The sequence below is a fragment of the Mycolicibacterium iranicum genome (genome assembly GCF_002101705.1).
GTDB classification, from domain to species: Bacteria; Actinomycetota; Actinomycetes; order Mycobacteriales; family Mycobacteriaceae; genus Mycobacterium; species Mycobacterium iranicum.
In genome coordinates this window covers 116,608-135,644 of record NZ_LQPC01000028.1, presented here as the reverse complement: position 1 = coordinate 135,644, position 19,037 = coordinate 116,608, and the positions used below count along the sequence as shown (strand labels likewise).

Genomic DNA, 19,037 nt, shown 5'->3' with positions numbered 1-19,037 from the left:
GTGATCCGCATGGCCGGAGCAGCCCCGATGGTCGCCGATCTGCGCGCAGAAGGCGACGATCTCGACGCGCTCGTCGCGTCCCTTCCGCCGAAGGAGTGGACAAGGGAGACCCCGGCGACGGGGTGGACGATCGCCCACCAGATCGCACATCTGCTGTGGACCGACCGCGTGGCGCTCACCTCGGTCATCGACGAGGCGGGGTTCGCGGCGATCCTCGAGACGGCTGCGAAGAACCCGACGGGATTCGTCGACGCCGGTGCCGAAGAGCTCGCGGTGACGCCCCCGAACGCGTTGCTCGCGGACTGGCGCGCCACCCGCGCCGCGCTGCACGACGAACTGCTCACGGTCGCCGAGGGGCGCAAGCTGCCCTGGTTCGGTCCGCCGATGAGCGCGGCGTCGATGGCGACCGCACGGCTGATGGAGACCTGGGCGCACGGCCTCGACGTGGCCGATGCGCTGGGAGTGACACGGACGCCGACGTCGCGGTTGCGATCGATCGCCCACATCGGGGTCCGCACACGCGATTTCGCGTATGCCGTGCACGGGCTGACCCCGCCGGCGGAACCGTTCCACGTGAAACTTTCCGCGCCCGCGGACTCTGCCGAGAGCGAATGGACGTGGGGTCCCGAGGATGCCGCTCAGCGCGTCACCGGCTCGGCCGAACACTTCTGCATGCTCGTCACTCAGCGCCGGCCGCGGGCGTCATTGGACGTCGTCGCCGTCGGAGCCGACGCCGAGAAATGGCTCACGATCGCGCAGGCCTTCGCAGGGCCGCCCGGGCCGGGGCGCGGCTAGAGGTACTCGACCGTGGCGACGGCGCCCTAAATGCCGTCCTCGACGGCGTGTCGGTGTGCAGACCCGCGCGCTCGCGGTGCGAGGTCACAGGTACTCGACGCTGTCGGCGGCGCCGTCGCCGTTCCCGTCGGACAGCCGCACATCCCAGCGCCCGTCGAGATCCGTGTCGACCCAGGCCTGCGCATCACCGAACGCGCGGTCGGCCAGGCCGTTGCCGTCGGAGTCGCCGAGGCGTTCCGGCGATCCGTCCGCATCGAGATCCGGCGCCGAGGACGCGGGGTGCTCGACACCGTCGAGACCGAGCCATCGCAACGCCGCGCCTGCGCGCTCGGCGGCCACCGCCCAGGTGCCTGTGCCGTCGTCGGTCACGTACGCCTCGGGTGTTCCGTCGCCGTCGAGGTCGAGCACCGCGTGGTCGGCCATGCCGTCGATATCCAGATCGAGCAGGACGTCGTCGAATCCGTCGTCGTCGACGTCGAGACCGACCGCGTCGAACACGCCGTCACCGTCGAAATCCGTATCCGCACCGGCAGACCACACGGTGGCGGACCCGTCCGGGTCACCCAAGCAGAAGTCCACACTTGATCAGACGCGCGGACCGCCCTGCTCGTTCCACCACCTCAACAATTCTTCGACAGCCTGGTCGTGGTCGAGCGGGCCGCGATCGAGCCGCAACTCCTTGAGGTGGTTCCACGCCTTACCAACCTCAGGGCCCGGCGGGATCCCGAGGATCTTCATGATCTCGTTGCCGTCGATGTCCGGCCGGACCCGCTCCAGGTCTTCCTTGGCCGCCAGCTCGGCGATGCGTCGTTCCAGATCGTCGTAGTTCGCCTGCAGCCGCGCGGCGCGCCGTTTGTTGCGGGTCGTGCAGTCCGCACGCACCAGCTTGTGCAGGCGGCTCAGCAGCGGTCCGGCGTCGGTGACGTAGCGGCGCACCGCCGAATCGGTCCACCGCCCGTCGCCATAGCCGTGGAACCGCAGATGCAGATACACCAGCTGCGAGACGTCGGCGATCATCTGCGTGGAGTACTTCAGCTCACGCATCCGCTTGCGCGCCATCTTCGCGCCGACGACCTCGTGATGGTGGAAGCTCACGCCGCCGTCGGGTTCATGCCTGCGCGTCGCGGGCTTGCCGATGTCGTGCAGCAGCGCCGCCCAGCGCAGCACCAGGTCGGGACCGCCCTCCTCGAGATCGATGGCCTGCCGCAGCACCGTCAGCGAATGCTGGTAGACGTCCTTGTGCTGGTGGTGCTCGTCGATCGCCATGCGCATCGCGCCGATCTCCGGCAGCACCACGTCGCCCAACCCCGTCTCCACCATCAGGTCCAGGCCGGCGACGGGATCAGCGCCGAGAAGCAGCTTGTCGAGTTCGGCCGCGACCCGCTCGGCGGTGATCCGCGACAGCTGCGACGCCATCTCCTCAAGCGCACTCCGCACTCTCGGCGCCACCGCGAAGCCGAGCTGCGACACGAATCTCGCCGCGCGCAGCATTCGCAGCGGATCGTCGCCGAAAGACACCTCCGGTTCCGACGGAGTGTCGAGCACAGCCTGCCGCAGAGCAGCCAAACCGCCCACGGGATCGAGGAACTCACCGATGCCCGCAGGATCATCGGGGGTGATGCGCACCGCCATCGCGTTCACCGTGAAATCACGGCGGACGAGATCATCGGCGAGGTTGTCGCCGAACCGCACCTCGGGATTGCGGGATACCTGGTCGTAGGTGTCGGCGCGGAACGTGGTGATCTCCAGGCGGTCCGTGCCTTTGCCGATCGCCAGGGTGCCGAAGTCGATGCCCGTATCCCACATCGCGTCACCCCAGCGACGCAGGAACCGCATCATCTGGTCGGGACGCGCATCGGTGGTGAAGTCCAGGTCCTCACCCAGGCGGCCGAGCAGCGCATCGCGCACACTTCCGCCCACCAGATACAGCTCATGGCCGTTGTCGGCGAACACCCTCCCCAACCCGCGCAGCACCTCGCCATGCTCGGTGAGCGCCACCTGCGCAGCACCGAGCAACTCGGTGTCGGTCACGGCGTCGCGGCTAGGGTCGGGCACGTCCGGTGAGCCTACTGGTCACAGGCATGTCACCGACCGGCGAGTGTGGTGAGGGGCGCTGTTCATGCCAGCTACTATCGCTTGGGTGTCGGACGGGGAGCAGGCGAGGCCACGACGGCGCCGAGGACGGCGCCGCGGCCGACGCGCTGCGGGCCCTCCCGAGTCCGGTTCCGACCAGTCCGCCAACCACCCCCAGCACAGTTCCAACGGTGCATCCGGCGACAAGTCCGGCCAGGTTCCCAAACCTCAGAAGACGCGGGCGCGGCGGCCTCAGGAACGGCTTCGCACCGTCCACGAGACGTCCGCGGGCGGTCTCGTCATCGACGGCCTCGACGGGCCCAAGGACAATCAGGTGGCGGCCCTCATCGGCCGCATCGACCGGCGCGGACGCATGCTGTGGTCGCTGCCGAAGGGCCACATCGAGATGGGTGAGACCGCCGAGCAGACCGCGATTCGCGAGGTAGCGGAGGAGACCGGCATCCAGGGCAGCGTGCTGGCCGCGCTGGGCAGCATCGACTACTGGTTCGTCACCGAGGGCCGGCGAGTACACAAGACCGTGCACCACTACCTGATGCGCTTCCTCGGCGGCGAGCTCTCCGACGAAGACCTCGAGGTCACCGAAGTGGCGTGGGTTCCGCTGCGGGAGCTGCCGTCACGGCTGGCATACGCCGACGAACGCAAGCTCGCCGAGGTCGCCGACGAACTGATCGACAAGTTGCATTCCGACGGGCCCGGCGCGCTTCCGCCGCTGCCTCGCACGACGCCGCGACGCCGCGGTCAGACGCACTCCCACACCCGCCAGCGCAGGCCTGATACCAGCGCTCAACCCCAGCCCGGCCGGCGGACGAACGGCTGCGGTCAAGGACCGTGACAGGGCCTGGGCGCCTGCTCGTGGTGGTTGTCGCGCTGCTGCTTGCCGTGGCGCCGCTCGCCGCTCCCCCACTCGCGGCCGCCCAGCCGCCGTCGATCCCGTTCCTGCGCGTGCAGATCGACAGCATCACCCCCGACACCGTCACCACGACCAGCGATCAGATGGTGACCGTGACCGGCACGATCAGCAACGTCGGCGACCGCGAGGTGCGTGATGTCGTGGTGCGCCTTGAGCGCGCCCCGGTGGTGACGTCGTCCAGCGCGCTGCGCACCGACCTCGCGGGGAATGTCGACCAGTACCAACCCGTCGCCGACTTCATCACTGCCGCACCGGAACTCGCACGCGGACAGCAGGTTCCGTTTCGGCTCGCCTTCCCGCTGAGGTCGCAGGAGGGGTCGTCGCTGCGGATCGACACCCCTGGCGTGTATCCGTTCATGGTCAACGTCAACGGCACCCCCGACTACGGGGCCGCGGCACGTCTCGACGACTCGCGCTTCCTTCTTCCCGTGCTCGGCGTCCCTCCCCAGCAGGGGCCGGAGGGTCAAGATGCCGAGACCACCGCCACCGACGCACTCGAGTCCGCGGTACCGCCTGACACCACCCGTCCGGTCGGGCTCACGATGTTCTGGCCGCTGGCCGACCGGCCGAGGCTCGCTGCGGGCGCACCCGGCGGCACCACCCCGGTGCGTCTCATCGACGACGAACTCGCGACCTCGCTGGCCCCGGGCGGGCGCCTCGACACGATGTTGACCGCCGTGGACTTCGCCACCAGCCCCGAGGTCGATCCCGGCGGGGACGTCACCCGCGCGCTGTGCCTGGCTGTGGATCCCGATCTGCTGGTGACCGTCAACGCCATGACCACCGGCTACGTCGTCGACGACGCCGCCGACGCCGGGCCCGGCACACCCACCCACCCGGGTGCCGGACAGCAGGCCGCGATCGACTGGATGACTCGGCTCAAGGCGTTGGCGCGGCGCATGTGCGTGGCGCCGACGGCGTACGCGCAGGCCGATCTCGACGCGCTGAACCGGGTCGCCGATCCCGGTCTGTCCTCGATCGCCACCACCGGGGCCGGTGGCATCGTCGACCAGATCCTGGGCATCACCTCGACCCGAGGCGCAAGCCTCATCGGTGACGGCCCGCTCACCGCACCAGCCGTCCAGTTGCTCGCCGGGCAGGGGCCGACGGTCGCGATAGGCGCGGCGAACCTGGTCGGGCCCGAGGAGACTGCTGACGGCATGGCCGAGACCGCCGACACCGCTCCGATCCGCTACACCCCCTCCGTCGTGGCCGCACCGTTCGATCCGGCTGTCGGCGCAGCCCTTGCCAGCGTCGGCCCGACTCCGGAGTCCCCGTCCTATGTCGATCCGTCCCTCGATGTCTCCGTCAAGCAGGACTCCGCGGCGGCACGCCGCCAGGACGCACTGGCCTCGCTGCTGTGGCGCAGCCTGCACCCGGAGACGACACCGCGGACCGAGATCCTGATGCCGCCGCTGATGTGGAACTTGAGCCCCCAGGATGCCCAGTCGATCCTCAGCGCGGTGGCGACCAGCATCCGCGCCGGGCTCGCCATGCCCCGCCCGCTGCCCGTACTCATCAACGAGGCCAATGCCGCGGCGCGGGACGCCCCGCTCCCCACCGGGCCGCTCGGCAACCCCCGCGGCCGGTTCGACGCAGGCGTGGTGACGGGCATCGCCGCGGCGACGGGACGCCTGTGGGGGCTGACGGCGGCGCTGACCACCGATGAGCGCACCGGCCTGACCGGATATCAGTACACCGCGCCGCTGCGCGAGGATCTGCTTCGCGCGCTGAGTCTTTCGGTGCCGCCCGACGCCCGCAACGGGCTTGCCCAGCAGCGGTTGACGGCCGTGGGACGCACCGTTGAGGATCTCTTCAACGCCGTCACGATTGTGAACCCGGGCGGGTCCTACACGCTGGCGACAGAACGCAGCCCGCTGCCTCTGGCGCTGCGCAACGACCTCCCGGTGCCGATCCGCGTGCGTCTGGACATCGACGCGCCCCCAGGTATGACGGTGACCGACATGGGCGAGATCGTGCTACCCCCGGGCTTCCTGCCGCTCAAGGTCCCCATCGAGGTGCACTTCACCCAGCGTGTCGCCGTGGATGTGGCCCTGCGCACCGCCGACGGTGTGCCGCTCGGCGAGCCGGTACGCCTGTCGGTGCACTCCAACGCCTACGGCAAGGTGCTGTTCTTCATCACGCTGACCGGTGGCGCGGTGCTGGCGCTGCTGGTCGGCCGTCGCCTGTGGCACCGGTTCCGCGGCCAGCCCGACCGCGCCGATCTCGACCGGCCCGACCCGATCGAGGTGGCACTCTCCTACCGCGATGACGAGACCCCGGCCGATGCGTGAGACCCCTCCGCCCCGCGCGGCGGAGCGCCAGGAGATGTCCGACGCGGCGGTGGTGTCGCGGTCGTGGGGCATGGCGCTGGCCACCCTTGTCAGCAGGCTGACCGGGTTCGCGCGCATCGTGCTGCTCGCCGCGATCCTCGGCGCGGCGCTGTCGAGCGCATTCACGGTGGCCAACCAGCTGCCGAACATGATTGCCGCGCTGGTGCTCGAGGCGACGTTCACGGCGATCTTCGTGCCGGTGCTCGCCCGCGCCGAACGCGATGACCCCGATGGTGGAACCGCTTTCGTCCGAAGGCTTTTGACGCTTGCCACCACGCTGCTACTGGTGGTCACGCTGCTCTCGACGGTGGCTGCGCCGCTGCTGGTGGACCTGATGCTGGGGCCCGATCCGCTCGTCGACCGCCCGCTGACGACCGCGTTCGCCTACCTGCTGCTGCCGCAGATCATCTTCTACGGGCTGTCCTCGGTGTTCATGGCGATCCTGAACACCCGCAACATCTTCGGACCACCGGCCTGGGCGCCGGTGGTCAACAACGTCGTCGCCATCCTCACGCTGGTGGTGTATGTCCTTGTGCCGGGCGAACTCTCGCTGAATCCGGTCGAGATGGGCAACGCCAAGCTCCTAGTCCTGGGCATCGGCACTACGCTCGGCGTCGTCGCCCAGGCCACGGTGTTGTTCGTCGCGATTCGCCGCGAGCGGGTCAGCCTGCGGCCGTTGTGGGGCATCGACGACCGCCTGAAGAAGTTCGGGATGATGGCCGTCGCGATGGTGCTCTACGTGCTCATCAGCCAGGTCGGCTTCATCGTCGGCAATCAGGTCGCCAGCTCGGCGGCCGCGTCAGGCCCGGCGATCTACAACTACACGTGGCTGATCCTGCAGCTCCCGTTCGGCATCGTCGGCGTCACCGTGCTGACGGTCGTGATGCCGAGACTCTCGCGCAACGCCGCGGCCGAGAACGGCCCGGCCGTGCTGGCCGATCTCTCACTGGCCACCCGCCTGACGATGGTGTCGCTGATACCCATCGTGGCGATGATGACCGTCGGCGGGCCCGCCATCGGCAGCGCGCTGTTCTCCTACGGCAACTTCGGCGCCGTCGACGCCGGGTATCTCGGGATGGCGATCACCCTCTCGTCCTTCACGCTCATCCCGTACGCCCTGGTCCTGTTGCAGCTGCGGGTGTTCTACGCCCGGCAGGAACCGTGGACGCCGATCGTGCTGATCGTCGTCATCACCGTGGTGAAGGTCGCCGCGTCGCTGGCAGCGCCACACCTGACCGACGACCGCGAACTGGTCGCGGGCTACCTCGGCCTGGCCAACGGTCTCGGCTTCCTCGCCGGCGCCACCGTCGGTTATCTGCTGCTGCGGGCGCGGCTCGATCCGCCCGACGGACGGCTCGTCGGCCGCGACGTCGTCCGAACCATCCTGGTCACCATCACCGCGTCGCTTGCCGCAGGCCTCATCGCCCACGTCATCGACACGCTGGCCGGCCTGGAGAACCTGACCGAGCACTGGGGTGCCGGCGGCTCTCTGCTGCGGCTGCTGGCGCTCGGCCTGGTGATGGTGCCGATCATCGCCGGCGTGATGCTTGCTGCGAAGGTCCCTGACGCCCAGGCGGCGCTGTCTGCGGTTCGGCGGCGCGTCGGTAGCCGCGCACCGGTGCCGGCACCGCCGGTCCGGGCCATACCGCCTAGACCGCTCACGTACCCTGATCGAAGGCAACCATCGGCCGAGGTTGCCGCCGACGGGAGGCGGAGAGGATCTGCGGTGAGCGACAAACCCACCAGCGATTCTTCGCCTTCCTCTGATCCCGCCGCCACGACCAGGATCGCCCGGCCGTCGGGATCTGAATCGACGGTTCGACCCGACGACTTCCAGCCCGACGTCCCCGACATTCCCGACGAGGGCATCCACGCCCCCGCCGACGACTCCGCGACGACCGCCATTCCGACGTCTATCCCGACTGCCCGGCCCGCGTCGGAATCCCCACCGCGGCCGCCGTCGGACTACGGCGGTGACCCCACCCGCGAGGTCCCCGCCTTCGATCCGCCGCGCGAGCCCGCCATCGAGACCGCGACTTCCGCCGAAGAGCTCCAGCTGATCCCGGGCGCCACAGTCAGCGGGCGCTACCGGCTCCTCGTCTCCCACGGCGGCCCTGCCAACCTTCAGTTCTGGCAGGCCCTCGATACGGCCCTCGACCGGCAGGTCGCGCTGACATTCGTCGACCCCGAGTCGACGATGCCCGCGCAGACGGTCCAGGGGATCCTGGACCGGACGCAGCGGCTCAGCCGCATCGACATGCCCGGTGTCGCCCGGGTGCTCGACGTCGTGAAGACGGGCGGCGGCGGCCTCGTGGTCTCGGAGTGGATCCGCGGTGGGTCCCTGGCCGAGGTGGCCGACACCCATCCGTCGCCCATCGGCGGGGCCCGCGCCATCCAGTCGCTGGCCGCAGCCGCCGAGGTCGCGCACCGCAACGGCGTGGCACTGTCGATCGACCACCCGAATCGGATCCGGGTCAGCATCGACGGCGACGTTGCCCTCGCGTTCCCCGCGACACTGCCTGACGCCTCCCCCGACGACGACATCCGCGGCATCGGGGCCGCGCTCTATGCGCTGCTGATCAACAAGTGGCCGCTGCCTGAGACCGGTGACCCCAGCGGTCTTGCCCAGGCGGACCTCGACGCCGCCGGTCAACCTGTCGAGCCGAAGTTGGTCGACCGCGACATTCCGTTCCAGATCTCGGCTGCCGCAGCGCGCGCAGTCCAGGAGGGCGGCGGTATCCGCAGCGCCCCGACGCTGCTCAACCTGCTACAGCAGGCCACCGCGATCGCCGACCGCACCGACCACATCGCACCCGTCGACGACCCGGCGCCGGGGCAACGCGACGACGACCCGCTGCCGGAGCCCGACGTCGATGCCGCCGCGCGGCGGCGAAAAGGACTCATCATCGGGCTGAGCGTCGCCGGCGTCATCGTGGTCGTCGCGGTGGTCCTGCTCGCGACAGTGCTCAGCCGGATCTTCGGCGATGTCGGCAGCGGCCTCGGCGGCGACGAGCTGGGCCTCAACGCTCCGGAAACGTCGTCGACGTCGGAGAGCCCGGCCGCGAGCGGATCGGCGATCAAACCTGTTCGCGCTACCGTGTTTTCGCCCGAGGGTGAAGCCGACGCACCCGATCTCGCCCCGCTGGCCATCGACGGCAACCCGACAACGGTGTGGCCGATCGACACCTATACCGACCCGGTGCCGTTCCCGAACTTCAAGAACGGTGTGGGCCTGATGCTGCAGCTGCCCGAACCGGCGACCATCGGCTCGGTCACGATCAACCTCAACAGCACGGGTACGTCGGTGCAGATTCGTTCGGCGGACACCGCCACACCGTCGTCGCTCGAGGACACCACTGCGCTGACCGATCCGACCCCCCTCAAGCCGGGTTCCAACACCATCGAGGTGCCGGACGCACAACCGACCTCCAACGTCCTCGTCTGGGTCTCGACCCTCGGACAGGTGAGCGGTGAAAGCCGCTCGGACATCGCCGAGATCACCCTCAACGCACGCTCCTGACCGTCGCACCGAAACTGGTGTCCGGACCCTGCCCTGGTGCCGATTAATGTTCGGCTGTGGGGATTTTCGGGGTGGATCCGCGGCCGACCGGGCAGCCGCGCACGGACGCCGACCTGCTGACTGCACATGTCAACGGAGACCGGTATGCCTTCGAGGAACTCTTCATCCGCCACCAGCGGCAGCTCTATCGCCTCGCCCAACTGACCAGTCGCGACCCTGACGACGCCGCCGACGCTCTGCAGGATGCGATGCTGGCGGCCCACCGCACCGCCCCGCTGTTCCGCCGGGACTCGGCGGTGAGCAGCTGGCTCTACCGCATTGTGGTCAACGCCTGCCTGGATCGTCTGCGCCGCAACAAGATTCGTGCCTGGGATCTCCTCGACGAGCAGGTGTGCGGTTCCGTGGATCCGACCGGAGAGCTGGAAACGACGATCCTGATCGAACGCGCACTGATGCGCCTACCCGTGGAGCAGCGTGCCGCGGTAGTCGCAGTCGACATGCAGGGATTCTCGGTGGCCGAGACAGCGCGCCTGCTCGGCGTCGCCGAAGGGACGGTCAAGTCGCGGTGTTCCCGCGCCAGGACGAAGCTCGCCGAATCGCTGAATTGTCTTGCCGCCGGCGCCGCCGCAGATTGAGTCGGTCGACTAGCCTCGAACGATCGAGCCCAGCGAAGACTCAGACGATCCCGCCGCGGTGATCCGCATCCGGCGTGAACTGTCGCAGTTGCGCGCCGACAACGCCGCCAAGGTCCCGCCCGCGGTGAGCGCACGGGTCACCGCGGCCCTCCGTTCGGCGCCACGCCCTGCCGTCCACTCGATCGCCCGTCCGAAGCTGAGCCGCGCGCAATCGGTGGGTCTGCTCACCGGCCTGGGCGCCGCGGCGCTGGCGACCGTCGTCGGCGCGCACATGCTGGCCGACGATTCGTCGCCCGAATCTCCTGCGCGACCGACGGCATCGAAGATCACGGTGTCGGGGCCGCCGTTTCCGCTCTCGAACGACGAACTTCGTGCCGCGCTCGACACGCCGCCGGATCTCGGGCCGCTCAGCAATGCCCATCGGCGTGGTTCGTGCCTGGCCGGCCTCGGCTACTCGCCGGGGTCAGAGGTGCTCGGCGGCCGCCAACTCGAGGCTTTCCGCCGGTCGGCTGTATTGATGCTGCTCCCTGGTCAAACGGCAGGTGAGGTCCGCGCCGTCGTCGTCGAGCCGGGGTGCGACGACGCGCACACCGCGTTGCTCGCCGAGACCTCGTTACATCGGTGATCACGCCCGGTGACGCCGCGGGAACACCCCGGCCTACCCTGTTGTTGAGAGACTGCAGGTGTTTACCCAGCTGCGGTTCGGGAGAACTCTTGCCCCAGGCAGAAAGGTTCGCATGACCTCCTCAGAGACCGTTCACGACCTCATCATCATCGGATCCGGCCCCGCCGGCTACACCGCCGCCGTCTACGCCGCCCGCGCCCAGCTCACGCCGCTGGTCTTCGAGGGCTCGCAGTTCGGCGGTGCCCTGATGACCACCACCGAGGTCGAGAATTACCCCGGCTTCCGCAACGGCATCACCGGTCCCGAGCTGATGGACGAGATGCGCGAACAGGCGCTGCGCTTCGGTGCGGACCTGCGCATGGAAGATGTCGACGCGGTCGACCTCGCCGGGCCGGTGAAATCGGTCACGGTCGGCGACGAGACCTACCAGGCGCGTGCGGTGATCCTGGCGATGGGCGCCGCAGCCCGCCACCTCGGTGTCCCCGGCGAGGACGACCTGCTTGGCATGGGCGTCAGCACCTGTGCGACGTGTGACGGCTTCTTCTTCCGCGACCAAGACATCGCCGTCGTCGGTGGGGGTGACTCCGCCATGGAGGAGGCGACGTTCCTGACCCGCTTCGCCCGCAGCGTCACGCTGATCCACCGCCGCGAAGAGTTCCGTGCATCGAAGATCATGCTGGAGCGCGCGCAGGAGAACGAGAAGATCACAATCTTGACCAACACCCAGGTGACCGGGATCGAAGGCGACCCGAAGGTGACGGGAATCAAGTTGCGTAACAGCGTGACCGGTGAGGAATCCACGCTGGCCGTGACAGGCGTGTTCGTCGCGATCGGCCATGACCCGCGCTCCGAGCTGGTCCGTGGTCAGGTCGACCTGGACGATGAGGGATACGTTCAGGTCGTGGGTCGCACCACCTACACATCAGTCGAAGGTGTCTTCGCCGCAGGCGATCTCGTTGATCACACATACCGTCAAGCGATCACGGCAGCCGGAAGTGGTTGTGCCGCATCGATCGACGCCGAACGCTGGCTTGCCGACCATGCCGAGCCCGGCGAAAGAACCTCTACGACAACAGATGACACTGACCTGATTGGAGCACAGCAATGAGCGATTCGAGCACGAAGACGGTGACCGACGATTCGTTCTCCGACGACGTCCTGTCCAGCGGCACACCGGTTCTGGTCGATTTCTGGGCGACGTGGTGCGGACCATGCAAAATGGTCGCGCCGGTGCTCGAGGAGATCGCGTCCGAGAAGGCCGGCGCGCTGACCGTCGCCAAGATCGATGTCGACGAGAATCCCGCCACGGCGCGTGATTTTCAGGTGGTGTCGATCCCGACGATGATCCTGTTCAAGGACGGTCAACCGGTGAAGCGGATCGTCGGGGCCAAGGGTAAGGCTGCCCTGCTGCGAGAGCTCGCCGACGTCATCTAGCCACCTCGGAATTCCGCACATCGAGGCATGATTGGCTGCCTGGGGTTTTTCCGAATCTCCTGACGGTCTGAGACAATGCTGCCTATGTCGAGTCTGCGTCGCGGTGACCGCGGTGGTGCGGTCGCCGAGATCCGGGCCGCACTCGCCGCGCTCGGAATGCTCGGGGATCCCGACGAGGACCTGACCACCGGCAAGCACTTCGCGGCGGACATGTTCGATGACGACCTCGATCACGCCGTGCGCGCATTTCAGCAGCACCGTGGGCTTCTCGTGGACGGCATCGTCGGCGAGGCCACCTACCGCGCGCTCAAGGAAGCCTCCTACCGGTTGGGGGCGCGCACCCTCAACCACCAGTTCGGCGCGCCGATGTACGGCGACGATGTGGCGACGTTGCAGGCGCGCCTGCAGGATCTGGGCTTCTACACCGGCCTTGTCGATGGGCACTTCGGCCTGCAGACTCACAATGCGCTCTCGTCCTACCAGCGCGAGTGCGGCCTCTACCCGGACGGAATCTGCGGCCCAGAAACATTGCGTTCCTTGTATTTTCTAGGATCCCGTGTCACCGGTGGCTCGCCGCACGCGATCCGCGAGGAAGAACTGGTACGCAGCAGCGGGCCGCGGCTCTCCGGCAAGCGGATCATCGTCGACCCGGGCCGCGGCGGCGCAGACCACGGTCTGATCATGAATGGGCCATCCGGGCCCATCAGCGAAGCAGACATCTTGTGGGACTTGGCAAGTCGGCTCGAAGGCCGGATGACGGCAATCGGGATCGAGACCTTCCTGTCACGCCCGGTCAACGCCTCGCCCACTGACTCCGAGCGCGCGGCGACCGCCAACACCGTCGGCGCGGACATGATGATCAGCCTTCGGTGCGCCACCCAGACCAGTCCGGCCGCCAACGGTGTGGCGTCCTTTCACTTCGGGAACTCGCACGGCTCCGTCTCGACCATCGGGCGCAATCTCGCCGACTTCATCCAACGAGAGGTCGTGGCACGCACCGGTTTACGTGACTGTCGAGTGCACGGCCGCACGTGGGACCTGCTCCGGCTCACCCGCATGCCCACCGTCCAGGTCGACGTCGGTTACATCACCAATCCTGACGATCGCGCCACCCTGGTGTCACCGGAATCGCGCGATGCGCTCGCCGAAGGCATCCTGGCAGCCGTGAAGCGGCTCTACCTACTCGGCAAGAACGACCGCCCGACAGGGACGTTCACGTTCGCCGAACTCTTGGCGCACGAACTCGCAGTGGAACAGGCCCGCCGCGGCTGAGGCCCTACCGGCAGGGGCTCGCCCCCGCGCCCACAGGCTGCTGCAGCTGCGCACTCTGTAGAAGTTGTTCCAGCGCCGCTTCGACGCCGGCCTTCCAACCCAGCCCCTGCTCGAGCTCCAGTCGTAAACGGGGAAAGTACGTGTGGTGTGAGACCACCACGAAGCCGGCGTCGGTCAACAGGTCCGCGTCGAGCACGCACTGCTCGACGGAACAATCTCCCAGGGCCTCGACGACGGGGCGGATGTCGGAAGGCACCGACTCCAACCCCGACAGTGCGCTCGCCTCGGCAGTCCGGCCGAATGCCTCCAGCGCCCGCACACCGCGGCGAACGAGGTCGTTCACGACGCCGGCGATCAGTGTTCGCGACAAGTCTTCGGTGTTCTGTCCGGATTCGATGCCCAATGTTGTCAACAGAACGGCGTCGGCGCTGACCGGACCGGTCGGAAACCTACCGGCCCGGGGAACCGAACGCGGGGGCGCGTAGAACGCGTAACCCAGACACCGATCGTCGTCGGTGTCCGGCGGCGGTGCCTCGTCCAAACCGATGGGGGGACACTCGACCGCGAGCTGACCGCATGATCCCCACTCGAGCATGACCATCGACAGCCACGCTTCCTTCTCGAATTCGGGATCAGAAAGCGGATCGCCCCCACCCACGATTCCGGGATCGACCTCCCAGTAGACGCAACGTCGCGCGTGCTTCGGCAACTGCTCGAACGCTTCGAGCCGAAGGGGCGTGATACGTGCGGCCACTACTCTCCCCGGTCTTTTCGCCGTGCCCGAACCGACAGCTGCCCTTCCAGGATAGGTGGCCGCCGCCACCGCGGCTCGATCCGGTCACCGAAATTGACTTTGGTTGGGATTTCGTTCCAATTCACTTGGCGCAGAAAGTAATTCCGTGAACTGGCCGGCGCCGCGGCCAAGCGCCGGGCCGGTGTGTCACAGTGACGTAATTCGCCGGTGTGACCGGTCATGGCTTGGAGGCGTTCATCATCTCCACAATTCGCTGCAAATCGTCCACCGAGCCGAACTCGACGACGATCTTGCCTTTGCGCTTGCCCAACGTCACCGTCACCCGGGTGTCGAACGCCGTCGACAGCTGCTCGGCAACGTCTTGAAGACCCGGCATCTGAATCGGCTTGCGCCGCGGCGCCGCGGGCGGCGTGCCGCCGTTGCGGTTGGCCAGAGTGACGGCCTCTTCGGTAGCGCGGACCGACAACCCCTCAGCCACGATGCGTGCGGCAAGCTCCTCCTGGAGCTCCGGGCCAGCCTCCAGCGACAAAAGTGCGCGCGCGTGCCCAGCGGACAGCACGCCGGCTGCGACGCGTCGCTGAACCGCGATCGGCAGCCGGAGCAAGCGGATCATATTGGTGATCAGCGGGCGGGACCGGCCGATGCGGGACGCGAGCTCCTCGTGGGTGACGTTGAACTCCTCGAGCAGCTGCTGATACGCCGCGGCCTCTTCCAAGGGGTTGAGCTGTGCGCGGTGGATGTTCTCCAGCAGTGCGTCGCGCAGCATGCTGTCATCGGTCGTTTCGCGAACGATCGCCGGAATGGTCGCGAGTCCGGCTTCTTGCGCCGCGCGCCAGCGCCGCTCCCCCATGACGAGCTGGTATCGAGGACTCGCATCGTCGGCCGGGGTCGCCCGCACGACGATCGGCTGCATCAGGCCGAACTCTTTGATCGAGTGCACCAGCTCCGCCAGTGCTTCCTCGTCGAAGACCTGACGAGGCTGCCGTGGGTTCGGGTCAATCTGCGACGGGGCGATCTCGCGGTACACCGCGCCTACTGGATTGGTGTCCGTCAAGCCCGCGGGCACCGGGGCGCCACCGAGCAGTACGTCGGCTGCCGCCCCACCCATCTTGGGTCCCAAGGTGGCGGGTTCGTCACCCTCGACCGGGCCCGTCGGAATGAGGGATGCGAGTCCACGCCCGAGGCCGCTGCGCTTGCCCGCCTGCTTGCTCATCAATCCCGTTCTCCTTCGCCCAGTGCCCAAATTGCTCGGTTTCTCATCGGTCCTGACCCTGCCCACCGCGCAGAGCAAGTTCGCGGCTGGCATCGAGATAGCTCATCGCTCCGCGTGAGCCGGGGTCGTAGTCGATGATCGTCATTCCGTATCCCGGTGCTTCGGACACCTTGACGCTGCGCGGGATCACCGTGCGGAGCACCTTGTCGCCGAAGTGTGCCCGCACATCCATCGCGACCTGATCGGCGAGCTTCGTTCGTCCGTCGTACATCGTGAGGACGACGGTTGTGACGTCGAGTTCCGGGTTGAGGTGCGCCTTGACCATCTCGATGTTGCGCAGCAGCTGGCCCACGCCTTCCAGGGCGTAGTACTCACACTGGATCGGAATCAAGACCTCAGGGGCCGCGACGAGCGCGTTGATGGTCAACAGGCCCAACGACGGCGGACAGTCGATGAAAACGTAGTCGAAGTCGTAGTGCTTCAGTTCAGCAAGCGCGGTCCGCAAACGCCCTTCCCGCGCCACCATGCTGACCAGTTCGATCTCGGCTCCGGCCAGGTCGATGGTCGCCGGGATGCAGTAGAGCCGCTCGCTGTGCGGGCTGCGCTGCAGCGCGGTCTCGACATTGATGTCGCCGATCAACACCTCGTATGACGACGGGGTGCCTGGCCGATGCTCAATCCCGAGCGCGGTGCTGGCATTGCCCTGGGGATCGAGGTCGATTACGAGAGTGCGCAGCCCCTGTAGCGCAAGTGCGGCCGCGATGTTCACGGCGGTGGTCGTCTTACCCACGCCGCCCTTCTGATTGGCGATGGTGAAGACGCGCTGCTTCTTCGGCCGTGGCAACTGCCCCTGAACGGCGGCTTGCATCAGCCGGACCGCGCGCTCTGCTTCCGCTCCGATTGGCGTATCGACGTCTTGCGCGTTCCACGTTTCACGTGAAACATCGGCAACCCCCGCATCGTTCGGGCCTGACATCAGTGCTGCTTCCTTCCCGACCGAGGGTGCTTTCCTGACACCGTTCCCTGAAACCCTACGACCACCGTCGCGGGCGGATCCACGAATCGACCGCCACATCTCTCCACCTTCACATCGAACATCCCCAGCGCCGCCATCGCACGACCGTGCTCCTGCACCTCGTCCTCGGCGCGCTCACCTTTGATCGCGAGCATCCGTCCGCCGGGGCGCAGCAGAGGTGCGCTCCACTTGGTCAGCTTGTCCAGCGAAGCCACTGCACGTGACACGACCACGTCAGCAGCCCCCACTTCGTCGCGAACCGTTCGATCCTCGGCACGCCCGCGTACCACCACGCAATCGATTCCGAGTTCCTCGATGGTTTCGCGAAGAAAGTCACTTCGGCGAAGAAGCGGCTCGATGAGCGTGCTATGAACGTCGGGTCGGGCGAGAGCCAACGGTATCCCGGGCAGTCCCGCTCCGCTGCCGATGTCCGCCACTCGCTCCCCGGATCCGAGAAGCTCGCCGACCACCGCACAGTTCAGGATGTGGCGGTCCCACAGTCGGTCGACTTCACGAGGACCAAGAAGACCTCGCTCGACGCCGGCGCCCGCCAAGATCTCTGCGTAGCGCTTTGCGGCATCGAGCGCCGGTCCAAAGAGTTCAACAGCAGACGGGGGCGGCGGTGGTACGTCCGCATGTTTCACGTGAAACATCCTCCGGTTCTTCGCGGCGTAACCACCCAACCATTCCCGTCAAGCGACGGAGAACTACAGCGATGTAACTCTCAGTCGACGAGGACGACCACGCGGCGAGACGGCTCCACGCCCTCGCTCTCACTGTGGACACCAACGATGCCTGCGACCGCGTCGTGCACGATCTTCCGCTCGAACGGCGTCATCGGCGACAACTCTTCGCGTTCGCCGCTCTGCAGCACGCGCTGGGCAACCTTCTCCCCGAGGGCAGCCAGCTCGTCTCGGCGGCGCTTGCGCCACTGGGCGATGTCCAGCATCAGCCGACTCCGCTCCCCCGTCTTCTGGTGCACGGCCAGCCGAGTCAGCTCCTGAAGCGCATCCAGCACCTCGCCCTTGCGACCCACCAACTTCGTCAGATCCCCGCCGCCGTCGATGCTCACGATGGCGCGGTCACCTTCCACATCCAGATCGATGTCGCCGTCGAAGTCCAGGAGGTCCAACAGCTCTTCGAGGTAGTCGCCGGCGATTTCTCCCTCGGCGACCAACCTCTCTTCGAGGTCGTCGGTAGATCCCTCGCTGCCGTTCTCGGAACCCTCGGCATCCTCGTTGGCTGTCAGTACCTCGGCCGGCTCGGCAGCGACCCCGTTGGTCTCGTGGTCTAGATCAGTCATTGCTCACCTCTCCTTTTTCGCGGTCACCCGCGCGTCAACGCTTTCGTTTCTTGGGTCGCGCGCCAGGTTTCGGGGTGCGATTCGTCGCCCCGTTCTGCGCCGCGGATTTGGCAGGGCCCTGAGTCGTCGCCCCGCCCTGGGCGGTCGGCTTCGTCCCCACCGTGCCGTCGCCTGTCTCGTCCACACTCACGCCGTCAGAAGGTTCGGCGATCTCCTTGCCTGAGCCATCCGCACCCGCCTCCGTCGCCGTCTTCTTCTTCCGACTGGGCTTGGCTCCTGGCGCCGGCGCGTTCTGGGAACGCCGCTCGATCGCCTCTTGCTTCTTCTGCTCTTCTTCCTTCTCGATCTTTCCGAACACGTAGTGCTGCTGACCAAAGGTCCAGATGTTGTTCGCGAACCAGTACAGGATGATCGCGAGCGGCAGGAACGGACCACCGACCACGACGCCGAGTGGGAAGACGTACAGCGCAAGTTTGTTCATCATGGCGGTCTGCGGATTCGCCGCCGCTTCAGGACTTTGGCGCGCCACCGAGGCGCGGCTGTTGAAGTACGTTGCGATGCCCGCGGCTATCATGATGGGTACGCCGACGAGGATCACCGAGGTTCGATTGAACTCGGTGAAGGCGTCAAGACCGTGCTGCTGGATCATCGTCGCGCCCAGCGGGGCGCCGAAGAGGTTCGCATCGAGGAAGTGCTGAACATCCGTCGCGCTGAAGAGATAGTTCGGCAGCATGCGGTTCTCTTCAACCGACAGACCCAGGCGGCCGATCCCGGTCTGAGTCCGGTTGAAGGACATCAGCACGTGATAGAGACCGAGGAAGACCGGGATCTGCGCAAGCATCGGCAGGCAGCCGAGGATTGGGTTGAAGCCGTGTTCGCGCTGCAGCTTCTGCATTTCCAACGCCATGCGTTGGCGGTCCTTGCCGTACTTCTTCTGCAGCGCCTTGATCTGTGGCTGCAACTCCTGCATCTGCCGCGTGGTCCGAATCTGCCGGACGAACGGCTTGTAGAGGATCGCGCGCAGGGTGAACACGAGGAACATCACCGACAACGCCCACGCGAAGAAGTTGGTGGGTCCGAGTAGGAAGGCGAATGCCTTGTACCAAACCCACATGATCGCCGACACCGGGTAAT

General features: G+C 67.3%; 17 protein-coding genes. 9 read left to right on the top strand and 8 right to left on the bottom strand.

Annotation, left to right across the window (positions count from 1 at the left end; genetic code table 11):
• Positions 1-9: 9 nt before the first annotated feature.
• On the top strand, positions 10-795 hold the full coding sequence (locus tag AWC12_RS11420) for a TIGR03084 family metal-binding protein (RefSeq protein ID WP_085174589.1): 786 nt from the start codon (positions 10-12) through the stop codon (positions 793-795).
• Between the two features lie 84 nt (positions 796-879).
• Here AWC12_RS11420 and AWC12_RS11415 read toward each other — a convergent pair whose 3' ends face one another.
• Entirely contained in the window at positions 880-1,374 is a 495-nt protein-coding gene (locus AWC12_RS11415) for a pullulanase (RefSeq protein ID WP_085174349.1), read from the bottom strand.
• Positions 1,375-1,380: 6 nt separating this feature from the next.
• On the bottom strand, positions 1,381-2,850 hold the full coding sequence (locus AWC12_RS11410; RefSeq protein ID WP_085174347.1) for a CCA tRNA nucleotidyltransferase: 1,470 nt from the start codon (positions 2,848-2,850) through the stop codon (positions 1,381-1,383).
• A gap of 85 nt (positions 2,851-2,935) precedes the next feature.
• On the opposite strand from AWC12_RS11410, the gene AWC12_RS11405 reads away from it, so the two are divergent.
• From AWC12_RS11405 to AWC12_RS11370, 8 genes are all read left to right on the top strand, one after another.
• On the top strand, positions 2,936-3,721 hold the full coding sequence (locus AWC12_RS11405; protein WP_024445091.1) for an NUDIX hydrolase: 786 nt from the start codon (positions 2,936-2,938) through the stop codon (positions 3,719-3,721).
• Positions 3,718-6,093: a DUF6049 family protein gene (locus tag AWC12_RS11400; RefSeq protein ID WP_085174345.1), complete on the top strand. Its 2,376-nt coding sequence runs from the start codon at positions 3,718-3,720 to the stop codon at positions 6,091-6,093. Before AWC12_RS11405 ends, AWC12_RS11400 begins: the two co-directional genes overlap by 4 nt.
• Positions 6,068-9,652 carry a murein biosynthesis integral membrane protein MurJ gene (murJ, locus tag AWC12_RS11395; RefSeq protein ID WP_085174343.1) on the top strand — a complete coding sequence of 1,195 codons (3,585 nt, stop codon included), beginning with the start codon at positions 6,068-6,070 and terminating at the stop codon, positions 9,650-9,652. Before AWC12_RS11400 ends, murJ begins: the two co-directional genes overlap by 26 nt.
• Before the next feature lie 56 nt (positions 9,653-9,708).
• On the top strand, positions 9,709-10,287 hold the full coding sequence (sigM, locus tag AWC12_RS11390) for an RNA polymerase sigma factor SigM (RefSeq protein WP_085174341.1): 579 nt from the start codon (positions 9,709-9,711) through the stop codon (positions 10,285-10,287).
• Between the two features lie 58 nt (positions 10,288-10,345).
• Complete coding sequence (locus AWC12_RS11385) at positions 10,346-10,912, top strand: RsmA family anti-sigma factor (protein WP_234813971.1); 567 nt, start codon at positions 10,346-10,348, stop codon at positions 10,910-10,912.
• 112 nt (positions 10,913-11,024) lie between these two features.
• Positions 11,025-12,020: a thioredoxin-disulfide reductase gene (trxB, locus tag AWC12_RS11380; RefSeq protein WP_024445096.1), complete on the top strand. Its 996-nt coding sequence runs from the start codon at positions 11,025-11,027 to the stop codon at positions 12,018-12,020.
• Positions 12,017-12,346, top strand: a complete 330-nt coding sequence (gene trxA / locus AWC12_RS11375; RefSeq protein ID WP_024445097.1) for a thioredoxin — start codon at positions 12,017-12,019, stop codon at positions 12,344-12,346. Before trxB ends, trxA begins: the two co-directional genes overlap by 4 nt.
• A gap of 84 nt (positions 12,347-12,430) precedes the next feature.
• Positions 12,431-13,618 carry an N-acetylmuramoyl-L-alanine amidase gene (locus AWC12_RS11370; RefSeq protein WP_024445098.1) on the top strand — a complete coding sequence of 396 codons (1,188 nt, stop codon included), beginning with the start codon at positions 12,431-12,433 and terminating at the stop codon, positions 13,616-13,618.
• Between the two features lie 4 nt (positions 13,619-13,622).
• On the opposite strand, the gene AWC12_RS11365 is transcribed toward AWC12_RS11370, so the two are convergent.
• From AWC12_RS11365 to yidC, 6 genes are all read right to left on the bottom strand, one after another.
• Positions 13,623-14,372, bottom strand: a complete 750-nt coding sequence (locus tag AWC12_RS11365) for a hypothetical protein (RefSeq protein WP_024445099.1) — start codon at positions 14,370-14,372, stop codon at positions 13,623-13,625.
• Between the two features lie 217 nt (positions 14,373-14,589).
• On the bottom strand, positions 14,590-15,585 hold the full coding sequence (locus AWC12_RS11360) for a ParB/RepB/Spo0J family partition protein (protein WP_024445100.1): 996 nt from the start codon (positions 15,583-15,585) through the stop codon (positions 14,590-14,592).
• A 43-nt stretch (positions 15,586-15,628) separates the two neighbouring features.
• Positions 15,629-16,561: a ParA family protein gene (locus AWC12_RS11355; protein WP_024445101.1), complete on the bottom strand. Its 933-nt coding sequence runs from the start codon at positions 16,559-16,561 to the stop codon at positions 15,629-15,631.
• Positions 16,561-17,244, bottom strand: a complete 684-nt coding sequence (gene rsmG, locus AWC12_RS11350) for a 16S rRNA (guanine(527)-N(7))-methyltransferase RsmG (RefSeq protein ID WP_024445102.1) — start codon at positions 17,242-17,244, stop codon at positions 16,561-16,563. Before rsmG ends, AWC12_RS11355 begins: the two co-directional genes overlap by 1 nt.
• A gap of 80 nt (positions 17,245-17,324) precedes the next feature.
• Positions 17,325-17,903, bottom strand: coding sequence for a Jag family protein (locus AWC12_RS11345; RefSeq protein WP_024445103.1), 579 nt, complete (start codon positions 17,901-17,903; stop codon positions 17,325-17,327).
• Between the two features lie 34 nt (positions 17,904-17,937).
• The gene (yidC, locus tag AWC12_RS11340; protein WP_051226537.1) at positions 17,938-19,017 is read right to left on the bottom strand and encodes a membrane protein insertase YidC; all 1,080 of its coding nucleotides are present in this window, start codon (positions 19,015-19,017) and stop codon (positions 17,938-17,940) included.
• Positions 19,018-19,037: the final 20 nt, after the last annotated feature.

Excerpts from the sequence above, each read along its gene's own strand:
- trxB (WP_024445096.1), top strand. The coding sequence starts at position 11,025 with ATGACCTCCTCAGAGACCGTTCACGACCTCATCATCATCGGATCCGGC.
- yidC (WP_051226537.1), bottom strand. The coding sequence starts at position 19,017 with ATGTGGGTTTGGTACAAGGCATTCGCCTTCCTACTCGGACCCACCAAC.
- AWC12_RS11345 (WP_024445103.1), bottom strand. The coding sequence starts at position 17,903 with ATGACTGATCTAGACCACGAGACCAACGGGGTCGCTGCCGAGCCGGCC.
- AWC12_RS11420 (WP_085174589.1), top strand. The coding sequence starts at position 10 with ATGGCCGGAGCAGCCCCGATGGTCGCCGATCTGCGCGCAGAAGGCGAC.
- trxA (WP_024445097.1), top strand. The coding sequence starts at position 12,017 with ATGAGCGATTCGAGCACGAAGACGGTGACCGACGATTCGTTCTCCGAC.
- AWC12_RS11360 (WP_024445100.1), bottom strand. The coding sequence starts at position 15,585 with ATGAGCAAGCAGGCGGGCAAGCGCAGCGGCCTCGGGCGTGGACTCGCA.
- murJ (WP_085174343.1), top strand. The coding sequence starts at position 6,068 with ATGACGAGACCCCGGCCGATGCGTGAGACCCCTCCGCCCCGCGCGGCG.
- AWC12_RS11355 (WP_024445101.1), bottom strand. The coding sequence starts at position 16,561 with ATGTCAGGCCCGAACGATGCGGGGGTTGCCGATGTTTCACGTGAAACG.
- AWC12_RS11370 (WP_024445098.1), top strand. The coding sequence starts at position 12,431 with ATGTCGAGTCTGCGTCGCGGTGACCGCGGTGGTGCGGTCGCCGAGATC.